19 protein-coding genes are annotated in these 17,875 nt (G+C 31.7%); 5 read left to right on the forward strand and 14 right to left on the reverse strand.

The annotated features are described in order from the left end of the window. Positions 1 to 91: 91 nt before the first annotated feature. Complete coding sequence (gene kynU, locus WBN21_RS14900) at positions 92 to 1,363, reverse strand: kynureninase (protein ID WP_424201649.1); 1,272 nt, start codon at positions 1,361 to 1,363, stop codon at positions 92 to 94. 117 nt (positions 1,364 to 1,480) lie between these two features. Here kynU and WBN21_RS14905 point away from each other — a divergent pair, with 117 nt between their 5' ends. Further along, the gene (locus WBN21_RS14905; RefSeq protein WP_424201651.1) at positions 1,481 to 1,900 is read left to right on the forward strand and encodes a (4Fe-4S)-binding protein; all 420 of its coding nucleotides are present in this window, start codon (positions 1,481 to 1,483) and stop codon (positions 1,898 to 1,900) included. A 150-nt stretch (positions 1,901 to 2,050) separates the two neighbouring features. Here WBN21_RS14905 and WBN21_RS14910 read toward each other — a convergent pair whose 3' ends face one another. Further along, positions 2,051 to 2,692 (reverse strand): hypothetical protein, encoded by a 642-nt coding sequence (locus WBN21_RS14910; protein WP_424201653.1) that lies wholly within the window; start codon positions 2,690 to 2,692, stop codon positions 2,051 to 2,053. A gap of 33 nt (positions 2,693 to 2,725) precedes the next feature. Between WBN21_RS14910 and WBN21_RS14915 the strand changes: the two genes are divergently transcribed. The 3 genes from WBN21_RS14915 (at position 2,726) to WBN21_RS14925 (ending at position 4,983) form a co-directional block, all read left to right on the forward strand. Beyond that, entirely contained in the window at positions 2,726 to 3,526 is an 801-nt protein-coding gene (locus tag WBN21_RS14915; protein ID WP_424201655.1) for a class I SAM-dependent methyltransferase, read from the forward strand. 395 nt (positions 3,527 to 3,921) lie between these two features. Then, on the forward strand, positions 3,922 to 4,398 hold the full coding sequence (locus WBN21_RS14920) for an Hsp20/alpha crystallin family protein (RefSeq protein ID WP_424201657.1): 477 nt from the start codon (positions 3,922 to 3,924) through the stop codon (positions 4,396 to 4,398). Between the two features lie 96 nt (positions 4,399 to 4,494). Beyond that, positions 4,495 to 4,983: a hypothetical protein gene (locus WBN21_RS14925; protein ID WP_424201659.1), complete on the forward strand. Its 489-nt coding sequence runs from the start codon at positions 4,495 to 4,497 to the stop codon at positions 4,981 to 4,983. A gap of 233 nt (positions 4,984 to 5,216) precedes the next feature. On the opposite strand, the gene msrA is transcribed toward WBN21_RS14925, so the two are convergent. The 3 genes from msrA to WBN21_RS14940 form a co-directional block, all read right to left on the reverse strand. After that, positions 5,217 to 5,879 carry a peptide-methionine (S)-S-oxide reductase MsrA gene (gene msrA / locus WBN21_RS14930; RefSeq protein ID WP_424201660.1) on the reverse strand — a complete coding sequence of 221 codons (663 nt, stop codon included), beginning with the start codon at positions 5,877 to 5,879 and terminating at the stop codon, positions 5,217 to 5,219. Between the two features lie 212 nt (positions 5,880 to 6,091). After that, complete coding sequence (locus WBN21_RS14935; protein ID WP_424201662.1) at positions 6,092 to 6,871, reverse strand: zinc ribbon domain-containing protein; 780 nt, start codon at positions 6,869 to 6,871, stop codon at positions 6,092 to 6,094. A gap of 3 nt (positions 6,872 to 6,874) precedes the next feature. Next, entirely contained in the window at positions 6,875 to 7,969 is a 1,095-nt protein-coding gene (locus tag WBN21_RS14940) for a Nif3-like dinuclear metal center hexameric protein (RefSeq protein ID WP_424201664.1), read from the reverse strand. Between the two features lie 147 nt (positions 7,970 to 8,116). Here WBN21_RS14940 and lpxK point away from each other — a divergent pair, with 147 nt between their 5' ends. After that, on the forward strand, positions 8,117 to 9,115 hold the full coding sequence (lpxK, locus tag WBN21_RS14945) for a tetraacyldisaccharide 4'-kinase (RefSeq protein ID WP_424201666.1): 999 nt from the start codon (positions 8,117 to 8,119) through the stop codon (positions 9,113 to 9,115). On the opposite strand, the gene WBN21_RS14950 is transcribed toward lpxK, so the two are convergent. From WBN21_RS14950 to murB, 9 genes are all read right to left on the reverse strand, one after another. Next, positions 9,105 to 11,342, reverse strand: coding sequence for an ATP-binding response regulator (locus WBN21_RS14950; protein WP_424201668.1), 2,238 nt, complete (start codon positions 11,340 to 11,342; stop codon positions 9,105 to 9,107). The genes lpxK and WBN21_RS14950 overlap by 11 nt on opposite strands. 28 nt (positions 11,343 to 11,370) lie before the next feature. Next, entirely contained in the window at positions 11,371 to 12,387 is a 1,017-nt protein-coding gene (gap, locus tag WBN21_RS14955) for a type I glyceraldehyde-3-phosphate dehydrogenase (RefSeq protein WP_424201670.1), read from the reverse strand. Positions 12,388 to 12,389: 2 nt separating this feature from the next. Next, positions 12,390 to 13,268, reverse strand: a complete 879-nt coding sequence (lipA, locus tag WBN21_RS14960) for a lipoyl synthase (protein ID WP_424201672.1) — start codon at positions 13,266 to 13,268, stop codon at positions 12,390 to 12,392. A 277-nt stretch (positions 13,269 to 13,545) separates the two neighbouring features. Continuing rightward, positions 13,546 to 14,091, reverse strand: a complete 546-nt coding sequence (locus tag WBN21_RS14965; RefSeq protein WP_424201674.1) for an RNA polymerase sigma factor — start codon at positions 14,089 to 14,091, stop codon at positions 13,546 to 13,548. Next, positions 14,082 to 15,194: a glycosyltransferase gene (locus WBN21_RS14970; RefSeq protein ID WP_424201676.1), complete on the reverse strand. Its 1,113-nt coding sequence runs from the start codon at positions 15,192 to 15,194 to the stop codon at positions 14,082 to 14,084. The genes WBN21_RS14965 and WBN21_RS14970 overlap by 10 nt, the downstream gene beginning before the upstream one ends. Before the next feature lie 6 nt (positions 15,195 to 15,200). Beyond that, positions 15,201 to 15,404: a membrane or secreted protein gene (locus tag WBN21_RS14975; RefSeq protein ID WP_424201678.1), complete on the reverse strand. Its 204-nt coding sequence runs from the start codon at positions 15,402 to 15,404 to the stop codon at positions 15,201 to 15,203. A gap of 198 nt (positions 15,405 to 15,602) precedes the next feature. Continuing rightward, on the reverse strand, positions 15,603 to 16,391 hold the full coding sequence (locus WBN21_RS14980) for an anti-sigma factor domain-containing protein (protein WP_424201680.1): 789 nt from the start codon (positions 16,389 to 16,391) through the stop codon (positions 15,603 to 15,605). An 8-nt stretch (positions 16,392 to 16,399) separates the two neighbouring features. After that, positions 16,400 to 16,933, reverse strand: coding sequence for an RNA polymerase sigma factor (locus tag WBN21_RS14985; protein ID WP_424201682.1), 534 nt, complete (start codon positions 16,931 to 16,933; stop codon positions 16,400 to 16,402). A 91-nt stretch (positions 16,934 to 17,024) separates the two neighbouring features. Next, on the reverse strand, positions 17,025 to 17,875 hold an 851-nt coding region (gene murB / locus WBN21_RS14990), incomplete at its 5' end, for a UDP-N-acetylmuramate dehydrogenase (protein WP_424201684.1).

A 17,875-nucleotide genomic window follows, 5' to 3' on the forward strand; every position in this document is an offset into this window, starting at 1 on the left:
GTAAACAGACACATTATGGCCACGTTGCCCCAATCTTAAGGCAAGAAGAGAACCGCATAAACCAGCACCTATTATTAATACGTTTTGTTTTTTATTCATTTAAAATACTTTTCAACTTTTCTACCAATTTATACACATCTTCAAAAGAATTATAAAGCGGAACAGGAGCACAACGAATCACATCTGGTTCTCTCCAATCGCTTATTATTCCAACTTTGGTTAATTTATTATGTAATATTTTATCGGCATTTTTTACTTGTATTGATAATTGACAACCACGTTCTTCAGGATTTTGTGGTGTAATAATTCTGATTTCATCATCTCCTAATTCTTTAAGTAAAAACTCAAAATAGCCAGTAAGTTTTTTAGACTTAGTAATTAGCTTTTCCATGCCAACTTCATTAAACATGTCTAATGAGGCTTTTATGGCTGCCATAGAAAGAATAGGTGGATTACTTAATTGCCAACCTTCAGCTCCTGGCAGTTGGTCGAATTCATCACGCATATTAAAGCGGGTCTGTTTGTTATGACTCCACCAACCTGTAAATCGGTTTAAATCTTTTCGATGTGCATGACGTTCATGAACAAAGCAACCTGCCAAACTTCCGGGTCCAGAATTTAAATATTTATACGTGCACCAAACGGCAAAATCTACCCCTGACTCATGGAGGTTTAAAGCTACATTTCCTGCGCCATGTGCACAATCAAAACCAACGTTACAACCATGTTTATGCCCTAATTCTGATATGCGTTTTAAGTCGAAAAACTGACCCGTGTAATAGTTAACACCACCAATCATAATGAGTGCGATTTCATCACCTTGTTCATTAAGAATTGTTTCTAAATCCTCATATTTTAGTAATTCTTCTCCTTTTCTGGGTTTCCATAAAATTAATCCTTCCTTATCATCAAATCCATGATGACGTAATTGCGATTCTACAGCATATTTATCAGACGGAAAAGCATCACTTTCAATAAGGATTTTATAGCGTGTTTTTGTTGGCTTGAAAAACGACACCATCATAAAGTGCAAATTGGCTGTGAGCGTATTCATAACAATCACTTCAATAGGTTTTGCGCCAACAACTTTTGCCATGCTTTCTGTTAAGAATTCATGATAAGATAACCATGGATTTTTTGCTTCTAAATGACCTTCAACACCTAGATTTGCCCAGTCTTCAAGCTCTTGATTTACATAAGCCTTCGTTTGCTTGGGTTGTAAGCCAAGTGAATTACCAGTCATATATATCCAAGGGTTTCCTTGATGGTCTTTTGGGATATGAAACTGACTACTATAAGCTTTTAAAACATCATTCTTGTCTTGTTGTAAAGCGTATTCAAGACCTAATTTATAATCGGACAAAGTGTGCTAGTTTTCGGTTTCTAACAAAAATAAGAATTATAAAGTTAGTAATGAATAGCAAAATATGAAGTTTAAAAGAAGTTGATTTTTTTGTATATTTAATAAAATCATTCTATTATGGCTAAAACTAAAGAATATAACAATGGTGAAGTAACTATTGTTTGGAAGCCAGAATTATGTATCCATTCTGGTATTTGTGTAAAAGGTTTGCCTAATGTATTTAGACCAAAAGTAAGACCTTGGATTAGAATTGATAAAGGCACTACCGAAGATTTAATAAATCAAGTAAAACGTTGTCCGTCTGGTGCATTAAGTTATTACTTGAAAGGAGAAAAAGACGAAAACACAAAATTGATTGAAACAAAAATTGAGGTTTTAGAAAACGGTCCATTATTAATTTATGGCACTTTAAAAGTTTTTGGAAAGGATGGTGGGTCTGAAGTAAAAAGTAAAACCACAGCTTTTTGTAGATGCGGACAATCAAATAATAAGCCGTATTGCGATGGTGCACACCTAAAATCAGATTTTAAAGATTAATTTTTAAAAAAGGAAAAGCGCTTCAACCATTGATTGAAGCGCTTTAATATATATAGGCGCATAAAGCGGAAAAAAAACTTCTATACTTTATATACGCTTTTAGTCGTCATTAGGACGTGATACTTACAATAAAAATTAAAATTTTAAGTGTTATTTAATTTTTACGTTGTTAAAATTTAAATTCCAGTCTCCTTCTGCATTTTTATGGTCTAAAGCTATTTTTATACCGTTAAAATCTTGATAGTTTTCGAAAGTGTTAATTAGTTGAGATTCAGGACTATTTCCTTTTCTATAAGCCCATTCTTTAATTAAATAGTTATCATCAAAATAAATATCGTAGGCATCGCCTGGTGTATAGCCGCCTTCGTTGTTATAGGAAATTATTATTTTATTGAGTTGTATTTTGCTAATTGGAGCGATTTCCCTGGTTGGTTCAGAAATTGTTGTTCCCTTATCCCAAACCAATTGAAACGGTATTAGCAACCAAAACTTATCGTTTATAAAGGCTCTGTCGGCTTTTAATGCTAAACTATCCATGGCATTTCTATTATAACTAATAGTGTCTTTTTCGGTAATTAGCGTAATATCTTTAGTTTTTGGTTTCCAAATCCAGTCTCTTTTTCCAAAAAATGTAAACTGAATTTCTGAAACGTTTTTCCAGTTTTCAAAACCGTGAGCATTAGCTATTTTTTGAGCTGCTGAAACATAAATTTCAGGTGTTTTGGTTTCATGTTTTTGTTTACAACCTATAAAAAGAAAAATAATTAAACAGATATAAATGAGGTTTTTCATAATTTAGATTTTTAACAAAGATATCATTTGAAGATGACTAACAACAATAAATATTTCAATACAAACAAAGCTACATGGAACAACAAGGTAAAGGTTCATGCCAAAAGCGGTATGTATGAATTGGCAGCTTTTAAAAGCGGAAAATCATCATTGATGCCTTATGAATTGGAAGCCTTGGGTGATGTTTCTGGGAAAAGTTTATTGCATTTGCAATGTCATTTTGGGCAAGATACTTTGAGTTGGAGTAGAATGGGAGCGAAGTGTATTGGAGTAGATATAAGTGATGAAGGTATTAAACTAGCACAAAATTTAAATGAAGAATTAAAGCTTGATGCTGAATTTGTGTGTTGCAATGTATTAGAAACTTCCGAACTTGTAAAGGATACTTTTGATATTGTGTTTACAAGTTATGGAGTTATTGGATGGTTACCTGATTTAAAACCTTGGGGGAAAATGATTGCTGAACGCCTAAAAAAAGGCGGGACGTTTTTTATGGTTGAATTTCACCCGATTGTTTGGATGTTTGATTATTTGGAAGGAAAACCTATTATGAAATACGGTTATATGCAAGATGATGTTATTTATGAAGAATATGAAGGTACTTATGCGAATCAAGATTCAAAAATGGTAAGTAAAGAATATGGTTGGAATCATGGTTTAGGTGAAGTGATTAATGCTTTAACTGAAGCTGGTTTGCATATTGAATACTTAAAAGAATTTGATGAAAGCCCTTATGATGTGTTGTCTAATTTGATTAAAACAGATTCTGGGATGTTTGTGACTAAAGATAAATTATACCCATTGATTTTTAGTTTGAAGGCTAGGAAATTATAAGAATGGTTTTTAAGATTTTTGTTTACCGTATTAAAGTAACTATTTCAGTAAAAATTTAACGATCAAGTAAAAGTTCCGAAGGGATTTCCACTAAGGCTTGAAACAGGCCATTAATTATAAACATTCTTAGTTGTGGTGTATATCCGCATCTTTTTATCAGACACTTTTGTCTGTAATCTCTTGTTTTTCATTAATTTAAAATGTCATTTTGACATTTGTTTAAGTGAAAAAATGACAATTATTCTGAAAAATTGACAGCCAAAAATATAATTTTTTAAAAAATATTTAGGTTAAAATAGGATACATCCATTTTGGTATTTTTTTTGTACAATGGTAATATGAAGTCGTTTAAGATTTCAAATTTGAAACAATGTTTAATTTAAAATTTTGTAATTATGAGCAATTTAGTTAGTGTTCCTAAAAGCGGAAGTTTAGCAAACACAAATTCAAATGCAAACTTCCCAACTCTGTCAAATTGGTTAGATGATATTTTTAACAGAGATCTACCATCTGTATTTAATTCTAATTTCAATACTGGTATTACTTTACCAAAAGTCAATATTAAAGAAACAGCGGATGCTTTTATGGTAGAAATGGCAGTTCCAGGTCTTAAGAAATCAGATTTCCATATTAACCTTGATAATCAAGTATTATCTATATCGACAGAAACGAAGCAAGAAAATGAACATAAGGAAGAAAACTATACTCGTAGAGAGTTCGGTTATTCGGCGTTCAAAAGAACTTTTAATTTGCCAGAAAGCGTAAATGACGAAAAGATTAATGCAATTTATCAAGAAGGTATTTTAAGTATCCTATTACCAAAAAAAGAAGAGGCTAAGCAAAAGCCTGCAAGAAGCATTAAAATTTCATAGTAGTTTTTCTAAATTTTAGAGTAAAAAAATTAAGAAGGATGCTGATAATTTCAGCATCCTCTTAATAATAAGTTTAATCCTATAAAATTTAAGATGATGAAAAAGTATATTTTAGTAGGTATTGTTGGCTTATTTTGTTTTAGTTGTAACGGACAAAATAATGAAGCAAATAAAACGGAAACTGAAAATAATGAAGAAAATATAGTTGAAGTGCCTAAAGGATCTTGGAAAGTGGATAAAGAATTTGATGAAAATGGAAATTTAATAAGTTATGATAGTATCTATTCTTGGTCATCAAAGGAAAAATTCGATAATCTTTCTACTTTAAAGAGAGATAGTTTGATGGAATCTTTTAAATCCAGTTTTTTTTCAAACTTTTCAAGATTTGAAAATGAGGGATTCGAAGATGTTTTTTCTCAAGATTCCCTTTTCAGTAAGCATTTTTTTAATGATGATTTTTTTAGAAGCCCTTTTGGGGAAGATTTTATGGATATTGACAAAATAAGACAGCAAATGATTGAAAGACAAAAGAAATTTTTAGAAAAATATCAGTCAGAATTTATTAAACCTGAAGACGAAAACTAAATAGTTTTCGTCTTTTTTTTTGTATTCAGTTGTTTCTCTGGCATTAAACACAATGGCTATAGGAAACAAAATCGTTTTAATGTTCTATTTTCTACCCTAAACGAAGGTAGCTGATTATATTTACAAAGTCAAGTATTACACTTTACCATTTCGACGATAGGAGAAATCGCATCATCAAAATCTAGACTATGAGAAATCTCAATCGTGCCTCATTTCGATATGACAATTAAATACTAATGACTTTCTTCTTTAAGAAACTTTTTAGGGAATTCAGTTTTAAATCGATTTAACCTTGGCACCGATACATTTTGTATATAAGGATGATTCGGATGTAGTTTTTCATAATCTTGATGATAATCTTCAGCTATCCAGAATTTTTGAAATGGATAAATTTCTGCGGCAATTTTAACGCCTAATTCTTTTTCTAAAGCTTCTTTTTTATTTAAAATGATTTGCTTTTGAACTTCATTTTGATAAAATATTATGGAGCGGTATTGTGAGCCTCTGTCGTTTCCTTGTCCGTTTACTTGGGTAACATTTTGTGATGCAAAATAGACATCAACTAAAGTTTCAAAACTGACTATTTTGGGGTCGTAAATAATTTCAACAGCTTCGGCGTGGCCAGTTCTGCCTGTGTTACTTGATTCGTAAGTGGGGTTTTTTGTATGTCCGCCTGAATATCCTGAAATAGATTCTTCAACACCTTTTACACTTTCGTAAATGGCTTCTACACACCAAAAACATCCGCTCGCAAAATAGGCTTTTGCTTTACCGTTTTGTATTGGAACTTCAATAGGTTCTGCATTTATTACAGTTTCTTGTTCTTTGTTTGATTGGGCTGAGTTCTGGCAACTGAAAAATAGAGTTATTGCTAATATTGGGATGATGCTTTTCATATATTTTCTTTGTTTAGACGTATAAATGTACGAAACCTTAATGGTGTTTTTCTATGTTCATTTTGAGTTGATGCACTATTTAGCTTAAAATGTCTTATAAACATTTTAAGCTAAATACAAAACCAAACCTACCTGCCGGCAGGTGCCCAAATTATTTGGCATAAAAAAAGCCTCTAGAAAACTAAAGGCTTTAAATATATAATTAGAATTGATTATAGTTTTGAGAACATTTTTTGCATTTTAACTTTTTGTTCTTCAGCTAATGCCGCATCAACTAATATGCGTCCGCTATGCTCATCTGTAATAACTTTTTTACGAGCAGCAATTTCTACCTGTACTTGTGGCGGGATAGTGAAAAAAGATCCACCAGCAGCACCTCTTTCAATTGGTACAACCGCTAAACCATTTTTAACGTTGGTTCTAATTCTTGTATAAGCTGCAACTAATCGAGCTTCTATTTGTTTTTTGTAATCATCAGATTTGCCTATTAGGGCTTGCTCTTCTTTTTCAGTTTCTGCCAAAATTGCATCAAGCTCACTTTTTTTGTGCTTTAAGTGATTTTCGCGTTCTTTTAAACGTTCCTTAGTTTCTGCAACGACTTCTTTTTTCTGCTCTATTTGAACTTTAAATTCTTTGATGTGCTTTTCAGCCAATTCGATTTCTAGTTCTTGAAACTCAACTTCTTTAGTAAGTGAATTGAATTCTCTGTTATTTCGAACGTTTTTTTGTTGCTCAGCATATTTCTTCATTAAAGCTTTTGATTCTTCAATAGAGTTTTTCTTTGCTGTAATATCGTTGTCTACTGTTTCCAAATTAGAAACAAGTTTTTCTAATCTAATGCTTAATCCAGCAACTTCATCTTCTAAATCACGAACTTCTAAAGGAAGTTCTCCGCGAACATTTCTAATTTCATCAATACGAGAATCGATGAGTTGTAAATCATATAAAGCTCTTAAACGCTCTTCAACAGTTACTTCTTTCTTTTTAGCCATACTTTATAAATACTTAACAGGATTGGTATTTGTCTTCGATAAAATGATTGCAAAATTAGTAATTTTTTTTGTAAGATATGCAACTAAAAGATTTTTTGTGAATTGCTCACTTTCATAATGTCCAATATCGGCTAAAAGGATGCTGTTTTCGGCTGTAAAAAAGTCGTGATATTTTAAATCGGCAGTCACAAAGGCATCAGCACCACTAGCTTTGGCAGCTTCTATTGCAAAACTACCTGAGCCTCCTAAAACAGCAACTTTTTTTATTTTTTTATTTAATAAAGTTGAATGCCTAATAGCTTCTGTATTCATTTTTGTTTTTAAGTGGTGTAAAAAACTAGTTTCATCCATAGGATCTGCGAATTCACCTATCATACCCATGCCAATATTTTGATTTTTGTTTTCAAGTGTGGTTACTTCATAAGCCACTTCTTCGTATGAATGGGTTTTAAAAAGAGCTTGAAGTACTTGCGATTCTATGTGTTTAGCATAGGTTACTGTTATTTTTGTTTCTGCTTCGGTATGCAATGCTCCTTTTTTTCCTTTTGAAGGGTTTGACGCTTCATTACCTTTATAGGTGCCAAAACCCTCTAAACTAAAACTACAATCTGTATAATTACCTATACTACCAGCACCAACATTAAACAAAGCAGTTCTTAATTTTTCAGCCTCAATATTAGGAACATATGTAGTTAATTTTTTTATGGTTTCACTTTGCGGAATTAAAATGCGTTTGTTGGTTAAATCTAATTGATTGCAAATCATGTCGTTGACACCTTGTAACGCATTATCTAGCGCTGTGTGCAAGCTGAAAATAGCAATATCATGTTTTATGGCTTTAATAACCACGCGCTCCACGTAATTTTTGCCAGTTAGCTTTTTTAATCCTTTAAAAATAATGGGATGGAAGCTAACAATAAGGTTGCAATTTGCTTCAATAGCTTCGTCAACAACAGCTTCAAGCGTGTCGAGCGTGACTAAAATTCCGCTTACTTTTTGGGTTTTATCGCCCACTAATAAGCCTACGTTATCAAAATCTTCGGCGTAAGCTAAAGGAGCAAGTGCTTCTAAATGATTTATAACATCTTGTACAATCATATTCATTTGTATTTAAATCCAAAGATAAAATAATTACATTCACAAGTAGTTTTTTTATTTTTTTTAGAGGTCTTGTGTAATCTTCATTGATTTAATAATTATTATATTTCACATTATTAATTTTTAAGTCAATTTGAATTGGTTGTGATGAAAATATTGAGATACATATTATTTCCTGTTGTGCCTATTTATTTTTTTGTAACCTGGTTACGGAATAAGTTATACGATTTGGGGATAAAAAAATCTGTTTCTTATGATTTTCCGGTAATCTGTGTTGGAAACTTAAGTGTTGGTGGTACTGGAAAAACCCCTATGATTGAGTATTTGGTTCGGCTTTTAAAGGATGATTACAAAGTAGCCACATTAAGTAGAGGTTATAAAAGAAAAACAAAGGGATTTCAATTAGCTGATAAAAATGCGAATGCCGAAATTATTGGAGATGAACCTTTTCAGTTTTATTCTAAATTTAAGAATGATATTCTTGTAGCTGTTGATTCTGACAGGCAAAACGGGATAAAAAATCTTCAGAAAGAACTTCCGGAAGTTGTTTTATTGGATGATGCCTATCAACACAGAAAAGTAAAAGCTGGCTTTTATATTTTATTGACGACTTATAATAATTCATATTTTAAAGATTTTGTTTTACCAACAGGAAATTTAAGGGAACCTAGAAGTGGTGCAAAACGCGCTAACATTATTGTAGTTACAAAATGCCCAAAAAATTTAACAGAAACAGACAAAAACGATATTGTAAAACGCATAAACCCAAATGGGTACCAGCATGTTTTTTTTAGTACTATTTCGTATTCTGAAAAATTGTTTTCTGCGAATAAAATTATTGACCTAATTGATTTAAAGGCTTTTACTTTGGTAACAGGAATAGCTAATCCAACACCATTAGTGGATTTTTTAAAGCAGAAGAATTTAAAATTTGAACATTTAAATTATAAAGATCATCATCATTTTTCAAATGAGGACCTATCAATCTTAGAAAAAAAGGAATTTATTGTTACTACTGAAAAAGATTTTATGCGCTTGAATCAATTTGAATCGTTAAAGGAAAAACTCTTTTATTTACCAATTACAGCGACAGTTGAAAATGATTTAAAAATGAATCAACTTATAAAAACCTTTGTTAAGCGCTAGGTTTTATTCTTTTTTTACCGACTAAAGCATTGTAAAGTTTTTTCTCAAACTCTTCTTGTTTAAAAGGTTTTGGGATAATATCTGTAAAACCAGCTTCATCAAACTCATGCATTTTATCTTCAATAGTAACCGCAGTAAGCGCGAAAATTGTAAGGTCTTTATCAAATTCCCTAACGCGTTTTGTGGCTTCGATACCGCTAATTCCTGGCATGTGAATATCCATTAGAATAATGTTGTAATTATTGGCTTTAATTCTTTCAACAGCTTCTTCACCATTATCAACTATGTCACATTTAAGTTCCATTTTAGTTAAAATCTTTTTGGTAATCATTTGGTTGATTTTATTGTCTTCAACTACCAAAATTTTAACTTGAGATAAATCTAAATCACTTGCATTACCATCAAAATAGGCAACTTTATTTTCCGCAGCCTCTTTTATGTTGGTGTATTCTAAAGGAATTTCAAAATAAAAGGTTGTTCCTACTTCTAATTCACTTTTCACGTATATTTTTCCTTTTAAAATATCTATTAATCCTTTTACAATAGAAAGCCCTAAACCAGTACCGCCATATTTACGGTTAATTTGAATAGAACCTTGTGAGAAGCTTTCAAACATATGGTCTTGTTTTTCTTGGCTAATACCAATACCATTGTCTTCAATTTCAAATCGTAATGTGTAAATTTCACCTGCTTCCTCAATTTTATAAACTCGAATCCAAATGTCTCCATCCTTAGTGAATTTAATAGAGTTACCAATTAGATTAATTAGTATTTGCGATATTTTTAATTGATCGGCAATAAAGAATTCAGGTAAATTTTTGTCGTACTCAAAATGAATTTTAACATTGTTATCAAGTGCAGAATTGTTAAGCGCTAAAACAATATTTTTTATTTTCTTTTTTAAACTGAAAGACTCTGGTTCAATATCAACTTTATTAGCTTCAATTTTATTTATTTGAAGAATATCATTAATGAAAGTTAAAAGATAATCACCTGAGAATTTAAGCGATTTTAAATGCTGTACTTGTTCTGGTCTTGGGTTTTCGTCCAAAAGCATATTACTTAAACCAGTAACGGCATAAAGTGGTGTACGCAACTCGTGGGTTACGGTTGATAAAAAGTTAGCTTTAGTTTTCGATGCTAATTCAGCTTTTTCTTTGGCAATAATAAGTTCCCCATTCTTTTTATGAAGCATATTATTAGTCTTAAGCCTAATGTTATTGTTCTTGTAAAGTGATAATGTTAAAAGTGATAAAATAGTAATTAAGGCAACACTTAAAATTGAAATTAATGTACCTAAATTTTTATCATCTTCTGCTTTTTCTAATTTTAAAACAACTTCTTTATTTTTTTCAATTTCTTCATTTAATCTAAATTGAGTTTCTTCATTTCTTGAAGAATTTATTCTAGTAAGACCTCTTATGGAATCTGAAAGTTGCAAGTGCGAATTCAAGTATTCTCTCGATAATTTATAGTTTTGAAGCTTACTATATAATTCACTTATAATAAAGTAAGCTTCATTTGTAATATTGGTAAACTTGTATTTTTTAGCAATTTGAAGCCCTTCTAATGCTACTTCCAACGCCTTATCATCGTTGCTTAATTTACTATAAACCTTGGCATGATTTATTAAGGCTTCACTCTGTATTTTATAGTAATCGTACTTTTTAGCCATGGCTAAAGCTTGTTCAATAATATCTCGTGCCTTTTTGTAGTTTTTTAATGCATAATAAGTCTGACCTTCACGCAATAATGTTTCAGCTAATTCTTCATTTAAATCTTCTTCTTGAAATTTTGATTTTGCTGCCGTATAAGAGTCTAATGCGGAGTAGTAATTCTTTTTAGCTAAATATACATCACCAAATGTTTTGTAGGAATTACCTAAATTCACATTGTCATTGATAATACGTTGAATTTCAATAGCTTTATTAAGCGATTTTATAGCCTTATCTTCTTCTTCAAGAATAAGTTCTAAACGACCTTTAATAGCATAAATAACACCAAGACTTTTTTTGTTATCGGCATTTTCTGCTAAACTTAATGCTTCGTCTAGGTTCTTTTTGGCTTTATAATAATTGTAGTTTTCTAACTCTGTTTGCGACTGTGCAATACGGTAGTTAATATTGTTTTGAACCAATTCAGGATCTTCTTCAATGGCAACTTGTGCAAATGAAGTGATGCTTAAAAGCATAAAAACGATTAGTATGTAGTTTTTCAAATGGGGCATTTTCAAAATATATTGCCGACAAATATAATTATTTTATCGATAAAAGACACTTTTTTTCCGATAAATTACACAAAAGGTCAATAATTCTTTGCGAATATGCAGTTTCATTATCATACCAACCTATTATTTTTACCATTTTCCCAATTACCGATGTCATTTGTGAATCGAAAATACATGAATGTGGATTTCCAACAATATCTATAGAAACGATAGGATCTTCAGTATATTCTAAAATCCCTTTAAATTTATTTTCAGATGCTACCTTAAACGCATTATTAATGTCATCAATGGTTACAGTCTTTTTAACATTGAAAGTAATATCGGTTAACGAACCATTAATAACAGGAACGCGAATACCGCAACCTCCAATAACATCAGAAAGTTCTGGGAAAATTTTGGTTAGTGCTTTTGCAGCACCCGTTGTTGTTGGTACAATAGATTGACTAGCTGCTCTAGAGCGTCGTAAATCCCGATGTGGTTGGTCGTGTAAACTCTGGTCGGTAGTGTAGGAGTGTACCGTTGTAATGTAAGCTTGGTTAATGCCACAAAGTTTATTTATAATTTCAATCATGGGTGCTGCATTATTTGTAGTACAGGACGCGTTTGAAATTATTGTTTCACTTCCATCAATACTATCATCATTTACTCCTATTACTATGGTTTTAATAGTATCCTCTAATGCCGGAACACTTAAAATCACTTGTTTGGCTCCGTTAGTAATATGATGTTGTAAATCGGATGTTGTTTTGAATTTCCCAGTAGATTCAATTACAAAATCTACATTAAATGGTTTCCAATTAATATCTTTTGGATGATTTTGGTTTATAAGCGGAATGCTTTTGGAATTAACGATAATGCTATGTTCGTTATGAGAAATGGTCCCATTAAAAACACCGTGTACACTATCATATTTAAGTAAATGGCTTAAGGTTTTAGCATCTGCCAAATCATTTATGGCAACAACTTGAATGTTTTTATGATTTTGTAATAACCTAAAAACACGTCTACCTATTCTACCAAAACCATTAATAGCAACATGAATCATTATTAATTTATGTGTTTTTGTGCTTTGTAAGACGATCTTACCAATGCGCTACTTTCAACATGTCGGAAACCTAAATCCAATCCAATAGCTTCATATTCTTTAAACTGGTCTGGGTTTATAAATTGTTTTACCGGTAAGTGCCTTTTACTAGGCTGCAGGTATTGACCAATAGTAACCACATCCACATCGTTAGCTTTAAGGTCGTGAAGCGTTTCAATAACTTCCTCTCTAGTTTCACCTAAACCTAGCATAATGCCAGACTTTGTACGTCGTTGCCCTTGCTGTTTTAAGTATTTTAAAACGCCCATACTGCGGTCGTATTGCGCTTGTATTCTAACCTCGCGTGTTAATCGGCGAACCGTTTCAATATTATGCGAAACCACCTCTGGAGCCACATCAATAATTCTATCAATATGTTTTTCAATACCTTGGAAATCTGGAATAAGCGTTTCAAGCGTCGTTTCTGGGTTCATTCTCCTAACAGCCTTAACCGTTTCCGCCCACATAATACTACCCATATCTTTCAAATCATCACGATCAACACTCGTTAAAACCGCATGTTTAATTTGCATAATTTTTATAGATCGGGCAACTTTTTCAGGTTCATCCCAATCAACCGTTTCTGGTCTACCTGTTTTTACACCACAAAATCCGCACGATCGGGTACATACATTCCCTAAAATCATAAACGTTGCAGTACCTTCACCCCAACATTCACCCATATTTGGGCAACTACCCGAAGTACAAATAGTATTCAGCTTATATTTATCAACCAAACCTCTCAGTTCTGTGTATTTTTTCCCAGTTGGAAGTTTAACACGCAGCCATTTTGGTTTTGCCTGGCGTTCTGGTAATATATTCGAAGTATTTTCGGTGTTCATAGCTCTAAAATATAGATTGCGAAGATACGAAGTATTCTTTTAAATTTAGCCTAAGAAGACAACTCAGAACAACCAGTAAAATAATATTTTGGGCGTTACCACAAGGGTCGGGCTTTACGCTACAAGTCCTCGCACCTCCTAGCGTCGGGCTGTGGGCTATCCGCTGCAATCCCTAACGCAAACTGGAACTACAATTTATAAAATAGGATTTCAATAAAAGTAATAACCCTTCTGCAAAGCTCTAAGAAAACTCAGCGCATCTTTGAGAATTAACTTTTTACTTTTCTCTAATAATTTCTGCCAACAACTTTTTGGCTCTGAGTAATTTTACTTTAATATTACTCATGGGTTCTTTAAGTTCCTTAGAAATCTCATTATAACTTAACTCTTGAAAATAGCGTAAGTTTATAACTTCTTGATAATGAGGTTTTAGTTTTTTAATGTCCCGTAGTAGTTTTGCTAAATGTTGTTCGGTAATTAATTTATCTTCTGCCGAAGGCGATTCATCCATAACTTGAAATATGCCTTTGTCATTTTTTGAAATAACTTGAGTTATAGAGTTTTTCTCTTTTCGTAATAAATCAATATGAATGTTTTTTGAAATGGCAATTAACCACGTTTTAAAGGAGTAATTATCGTCAAATGTGCCTATTTTATCAAATGCCTTAGAGAACGTTTGAATGGTAATATCTTCAGCATCATTTTCATTTTCGGTACGTCTTAACTGAAAACCATAAACATTATCCCAATAAGTATCTAATAAATAATTAAATGCTTTTTGGTCATTTTTTTTCGCGCGCGAAATGGCTTCGTCTATTTCCAATGGTTGGGTTTTGAGATAAGATTATTTATAAAGATAGTTAATTGAGAAATAATTAGAAAAATTTCAAGGAAAGGAAGTAAAACTAATAAATCTGTTTCCTCCAATAATTTTGCGGAAGATCCAATAACAGCATACTGCAATATTAGTCGGGAAATAAATAACCCCAAAACAATAGGCCAACTAAATAAAGTTGCAAAAAGTATTAATGCAAATAACCAAAAAAGTAAATTGGTAATATATAAAAGTGCTAGTAATACTTTATGTTTCATTTTGTAATGCTTGGCTGTAGAAACATGGCGCCTTTTTTGCTTAAACCAATCTTTAAAAGTTGTTTTAGGTACAGATTCTGTAAAGCTATCGTTTGAATAACAAATGGCTGTGTTTGTTGAATTTGCTATTTGGTTTATAAACAAATCATCATCTCCAGAACGCACTTTTATATGATTAATAAAGCCGTTAGCCTCAAAAAATTCTTTTTTAGTATAGGCTAAATTTCGTCCAACACCCATATAAGGCAAGCCAATTTTTGAAAACGAAAAATAGCAAACTGCAGTTATAAGGGTTTCAAAACGGATTAATTTATTTAAAAATGATTTCGTAATTTTTGAATAGGCACCATAACCTAAAACGTTTGTTTTTTCATTACTGAAATGACTGCTCATTTCCTTTATCCAATACTTTGATGCTGGTTTGCAATCGGCGTCTGTAAATAAAAGGAAGTCGTTTTTTGAAGCTTTTATGCCCAAGGTTAACGCATATTTTTTATTTCCCCAAAAGGCTTCAATACCTTTTACATCTACAACCTTTATATTGTTATGCAATTTTGCAAAATGATTAATAACATCAAGGGTTTTATCTTTTGATGCATCATTAATTAGCACAATTTCAAAATCAGGATAATCTTGCTCTACAATTAAGGGCAAGAATGTTTTTAGGTTTTTAGCTTCATTCTTAGCACAAATAATTACCGAAATGGCAATGTTTTTCTGAGGTGATTTAATTGGTTTTACGAAAGAAAACTTTCCGAAGAAAAAAATATAAAAAATAGCTTGAATAAATACTACAGCAATAAATCCGTAGAACACAAAATCAAGAAACCCCATGTAATACTATGAATGTTGAGGTTCGTTACAATCTGCGTATTGATCTGGTGTTTTTCCGCAAAAACCACAAGATTCACCGTCCTTGTTAAGCATAGGGTTTTGGCTAGCGCAAGTTCCAGCAAACTTACCGTCTTTTTTAGCCCAAATTTTTATAGCAATTCCTGCTATTCCTAATCCTAAAAGTACAATGGTTATTAAAAAAAGTTTCATTGAGAGTTGTAATTATTTTTGCAAAGATATGATTTTAGTTCATAATTATTTAGATGAAATTCTATTTAAAATTGTTAGTTTTAATTGTTGAGTTTATCGGTAATGCCATATTTGATAAATTGAAAACAAAATTTAGCGAACAATAAAAAGCCCCATTTCATTATTTGAAATGGGGCTTTTTGTATTTTGCTATTAATCTTAATGTAAGCTAATTTCTGCTACAGCCTTATTTGTTGAAGCAATAGCATTTGCGCCTTTAGTTTCAATGGTAATACTTAAAGCTAGAGCATCTTCCATGTAAGGGATGCTTCTAAGTTGTCTGTCTGCCTTATCTAATATTCCTAGGTTAACCATTTTACCTTGTAATTCTGCCCAAATTTGGTAACATTGCTCATCAGGTAATTCTGGTAAGGAAACGATATCAATCATAGATGTTTTTTCCTTAGGATTAATGTAAGCCACCGTTTTTAAGTCCTTTGCACGCTCATTTCCTTTAATAATGTACTTTTCAGTTTCAGGATTATTAAGCTTTAAAAGTTGTCTCATCACTTTGTCTAACATGGCGTTGTTTTGCGCGATGTCATTTCTTAAATCATCAATTTCAGCATCAACTACTACAGTATCACTTTTTAATTTTTGATTTTGATTGTAGTAATAAGTTGAAGAACCAGCAAAAATTAATGCAGCGATACTTGCCGCAACACTAAAGGCATACCATTTTTTACGACTTTTAGTTTTATTTAATTTAATTACAGGTGTTTCATCAAGTTCATCTAAAATATTATTTAAGATGTTTTTTGGTGCTTCTACAGCATTTACTTTTGCAACCACCTCTAAGTTGTGTTGCATCATGTTGTAGGTGTTTTCGATTTCTGGGTATCTTATAATAAAAGACTCCACCATTTCTGCTTCTGCAGAAGTAGTTTCACCTAATAGATATTTGTCTAGTAGGCCAGAATTTAAAAAAGTATTTATTTTCTCATTCATGACTTTGGTTATTCAGGGTCGTAAATTTTCTTTAATTCACGTAATCCTATTTTTAATCTTGATTTTATTGTTCCTAACGGAATATCTAATTCTTCGCTAGCTTCTTGCTGCGTCATGCCCTCAAAAAAGAGTGCATTAATCACTATTTGATATTTTTTATCTAAACTACTTAGATGCTTTTTTATATCTAAAACATCCTGATTTAATTCGTTGGATGTTACTTTATATACGGATGAAGTTTCCATTTGGACTTCATTCTTGGTTTTATTTTTTTGAGATCTTACTTTGTCAATCGCCGTATTGTATGCAATTCTATACAACCAAGTAAATAATTTAGCTTTACTTGAATCATATTTTTTTGCATAACGCCAAATTTTCACAAATGTTTCTTGAAGCACATCATGAGCCGTGTCCTCATCTGCAATTACTTTTTTTATAACACCCAATAGCGCATCAGCATAATATTCATAGAGCAAGCTAATAGCTTTTTTGTCGCTATTTTCTAAATATGAAATTATTTGCTTTTCTATAGGTGAAATCAAGATGGGCTAGTTTTATAAAGTGGTTTCGTTAAAGTTGGTTTTTATCAAAGTTAGAAATTTCTTTTCTAAAAAAGTTTAATTGAAAACTTATTTATAAGATATTTACTTCAGCTTCAATAGAAATACCAAATAATCGCTTAATGGTTTTTTGTATTAATTTGGAGAGATTTAAAATGTCCGTGCCATTAGCATTACCATAATTAACAAGCACTAAGGCTTGGTTTTTATGTACGCCGTAGTTGCCAAATTGTTTGCCTTTAAACCCCGCTTTTTCTATAAGCCATCCGGCAGGAACTTTTACTTCATGGTCTGAAATAGGGTAATTTGGCAGGTCTTTAAAATTTTCTACAAGCCTGTTGTATTGTGTTTTTGAAATAACAGGGTTCTTAAAAAAGCTTCCACTATTACCAATTTCTTTTGGGTTAGGAAGCTTACTTTCTCGAATACTTATAACGGCTTTTGAAATATCTTGAATGGTAGGTCTACTTATTTGCATTAATTCTAATTGAGCGGTTATCGCTCCATAGTTAACGCTAATATTGTGATTATATTTTTTAAGTTTAAAATTAACACTAGTAATTATGTATTTCCCTTTAGCTTCTTGTTTGAAAATAGAATTTCGGTATCCAAAATGACAGTCAGATTTTGTAAATGATTCTAGCAATTTTGTTTCTATGGATATAGCTTCACAAGATTCAAAAGTATCTTTCAGTTCAACGCCATAAGCCCCAATGTTTTGTATAGGAGCAGTTCCAACATTCCCTGGTATTAATGATAGATTTTCAACACCACCAAAATCATTATCAATACACCATAGTACAAATTCATGCCAATTTTCACCTGCATTAGCTTTAACAATTACTGTGTCCTCATATTCAGAAATAATTTCAATTCCTTTGAGGTTTATATGAATTACAAGGCCATCAAAATTTTTGGTTAAAA

Origin of the sequence: Algibacter sp., from assembly GCF_049667265.1 — a bacterium.
GTDB lineage: Bacteria > Bacteroidota > Bacteroidia > Flavobacteriales > Flavobacteriaceae > Algibacter_B.

Coding starts and splice junctions, on each gene's coding strand:
- WBN21_RS14905 (WP_424201651.1), top strand. CDS start 1,481: ATGGCTAAAACTAAAGAATATAACAATGGTGAAGTAACTATTGTTTGG.
- WBN21_RS14910 (WP_424201653.1), bottom strand. CDS start 2,692: ATGAAAAACCTCATTTATATCTGTTTAATTATTTTTCTTTTTATAGGT.
- WBN21_RS14915 (WP_424201655.1), top strand. CDS start 2,726: ATGACTAACAACAATAAATATTTCAATACAAACAAAGCTACATGGAAC.
- WBN21_RS14920 (WP_424201657.1), top strand. CDS start 3,922: ATGAGCAATTTAGTTAGTGTTCCTAAAAGCGGAAGTTTAGCAAACACA.
- WBN21_RS14925 (WP_424201659.1), top strand. CDS start 4,495: ATGAAAAAGTATATTTTAGTAGGTATTGTTGGCTTATTTTGTTTTAGT.
- msrA (WP_424201660.1), bottom strand. CDS start 5,879: ATGAAAAGCATCATCCCAATATTAGCAATAACTCTATTTTTCAGTTGC.
- WBN21_RS14935 (WP_424201662.1), bottom strand. CDS start 6,871: ATGGCTAAAAAGAAAGAAGTAACTGTTGAAGAGCGTTTAAGAGCTTTA.
- WBN21_RS14940 (WP_424201664.1), bottom strand. CDS start 7,969: ATGATTGTACAAGATGTTATAAATCATTTAGAAGCACTTGCTCCTTTA.
- lpxK (WP_424201666.1), top strand. CDS start 8,117: ATGAAAATATTGAGATACATATTATTTCCTGTTGTGCCTATTTATTTT.
- WBN21_RS14950 (WP_424201668.1), bottom strand. CDS start 11,342: ATGCCCCATTTGAAAAACTACATACTAATCGTTTTTATGCTTTTAAGC.
- gap (WP_424201670.1), bottom strand. CDS start 12,387: ATGATTCATGTTGCTATTAATGGTTTTGGTAGAATAGGTAGACGTGTT.
- lipA (WP_424201672.1), bottom strand. CDS start 13,268: ATGAACACCGAAAATACTTCGAATATATTACCAGAACGCCAGGCAAAA.
- WBN21_RS14970 (WP_424201676.1), bottom strand. CDS start 15,194: ATGGGGTTTCTTGATTTTGTGTTCTACGGATTTATTGCTGTAGTATTT.
- WBN21_RS14975 (WP_424201678.1), bottom strand. CDS start 15,404: ATGAAACTTTTTTTAATAACCATTGTACTTTTAGGATTAGGAATAGCA.
- WBN21_RS14980 (WP_424201680.1), bottom strand. CDS start 16,391: ATGAATGAGAAAATAAATACTTTTTTAAATTCTGGCCTACTAGACAAA.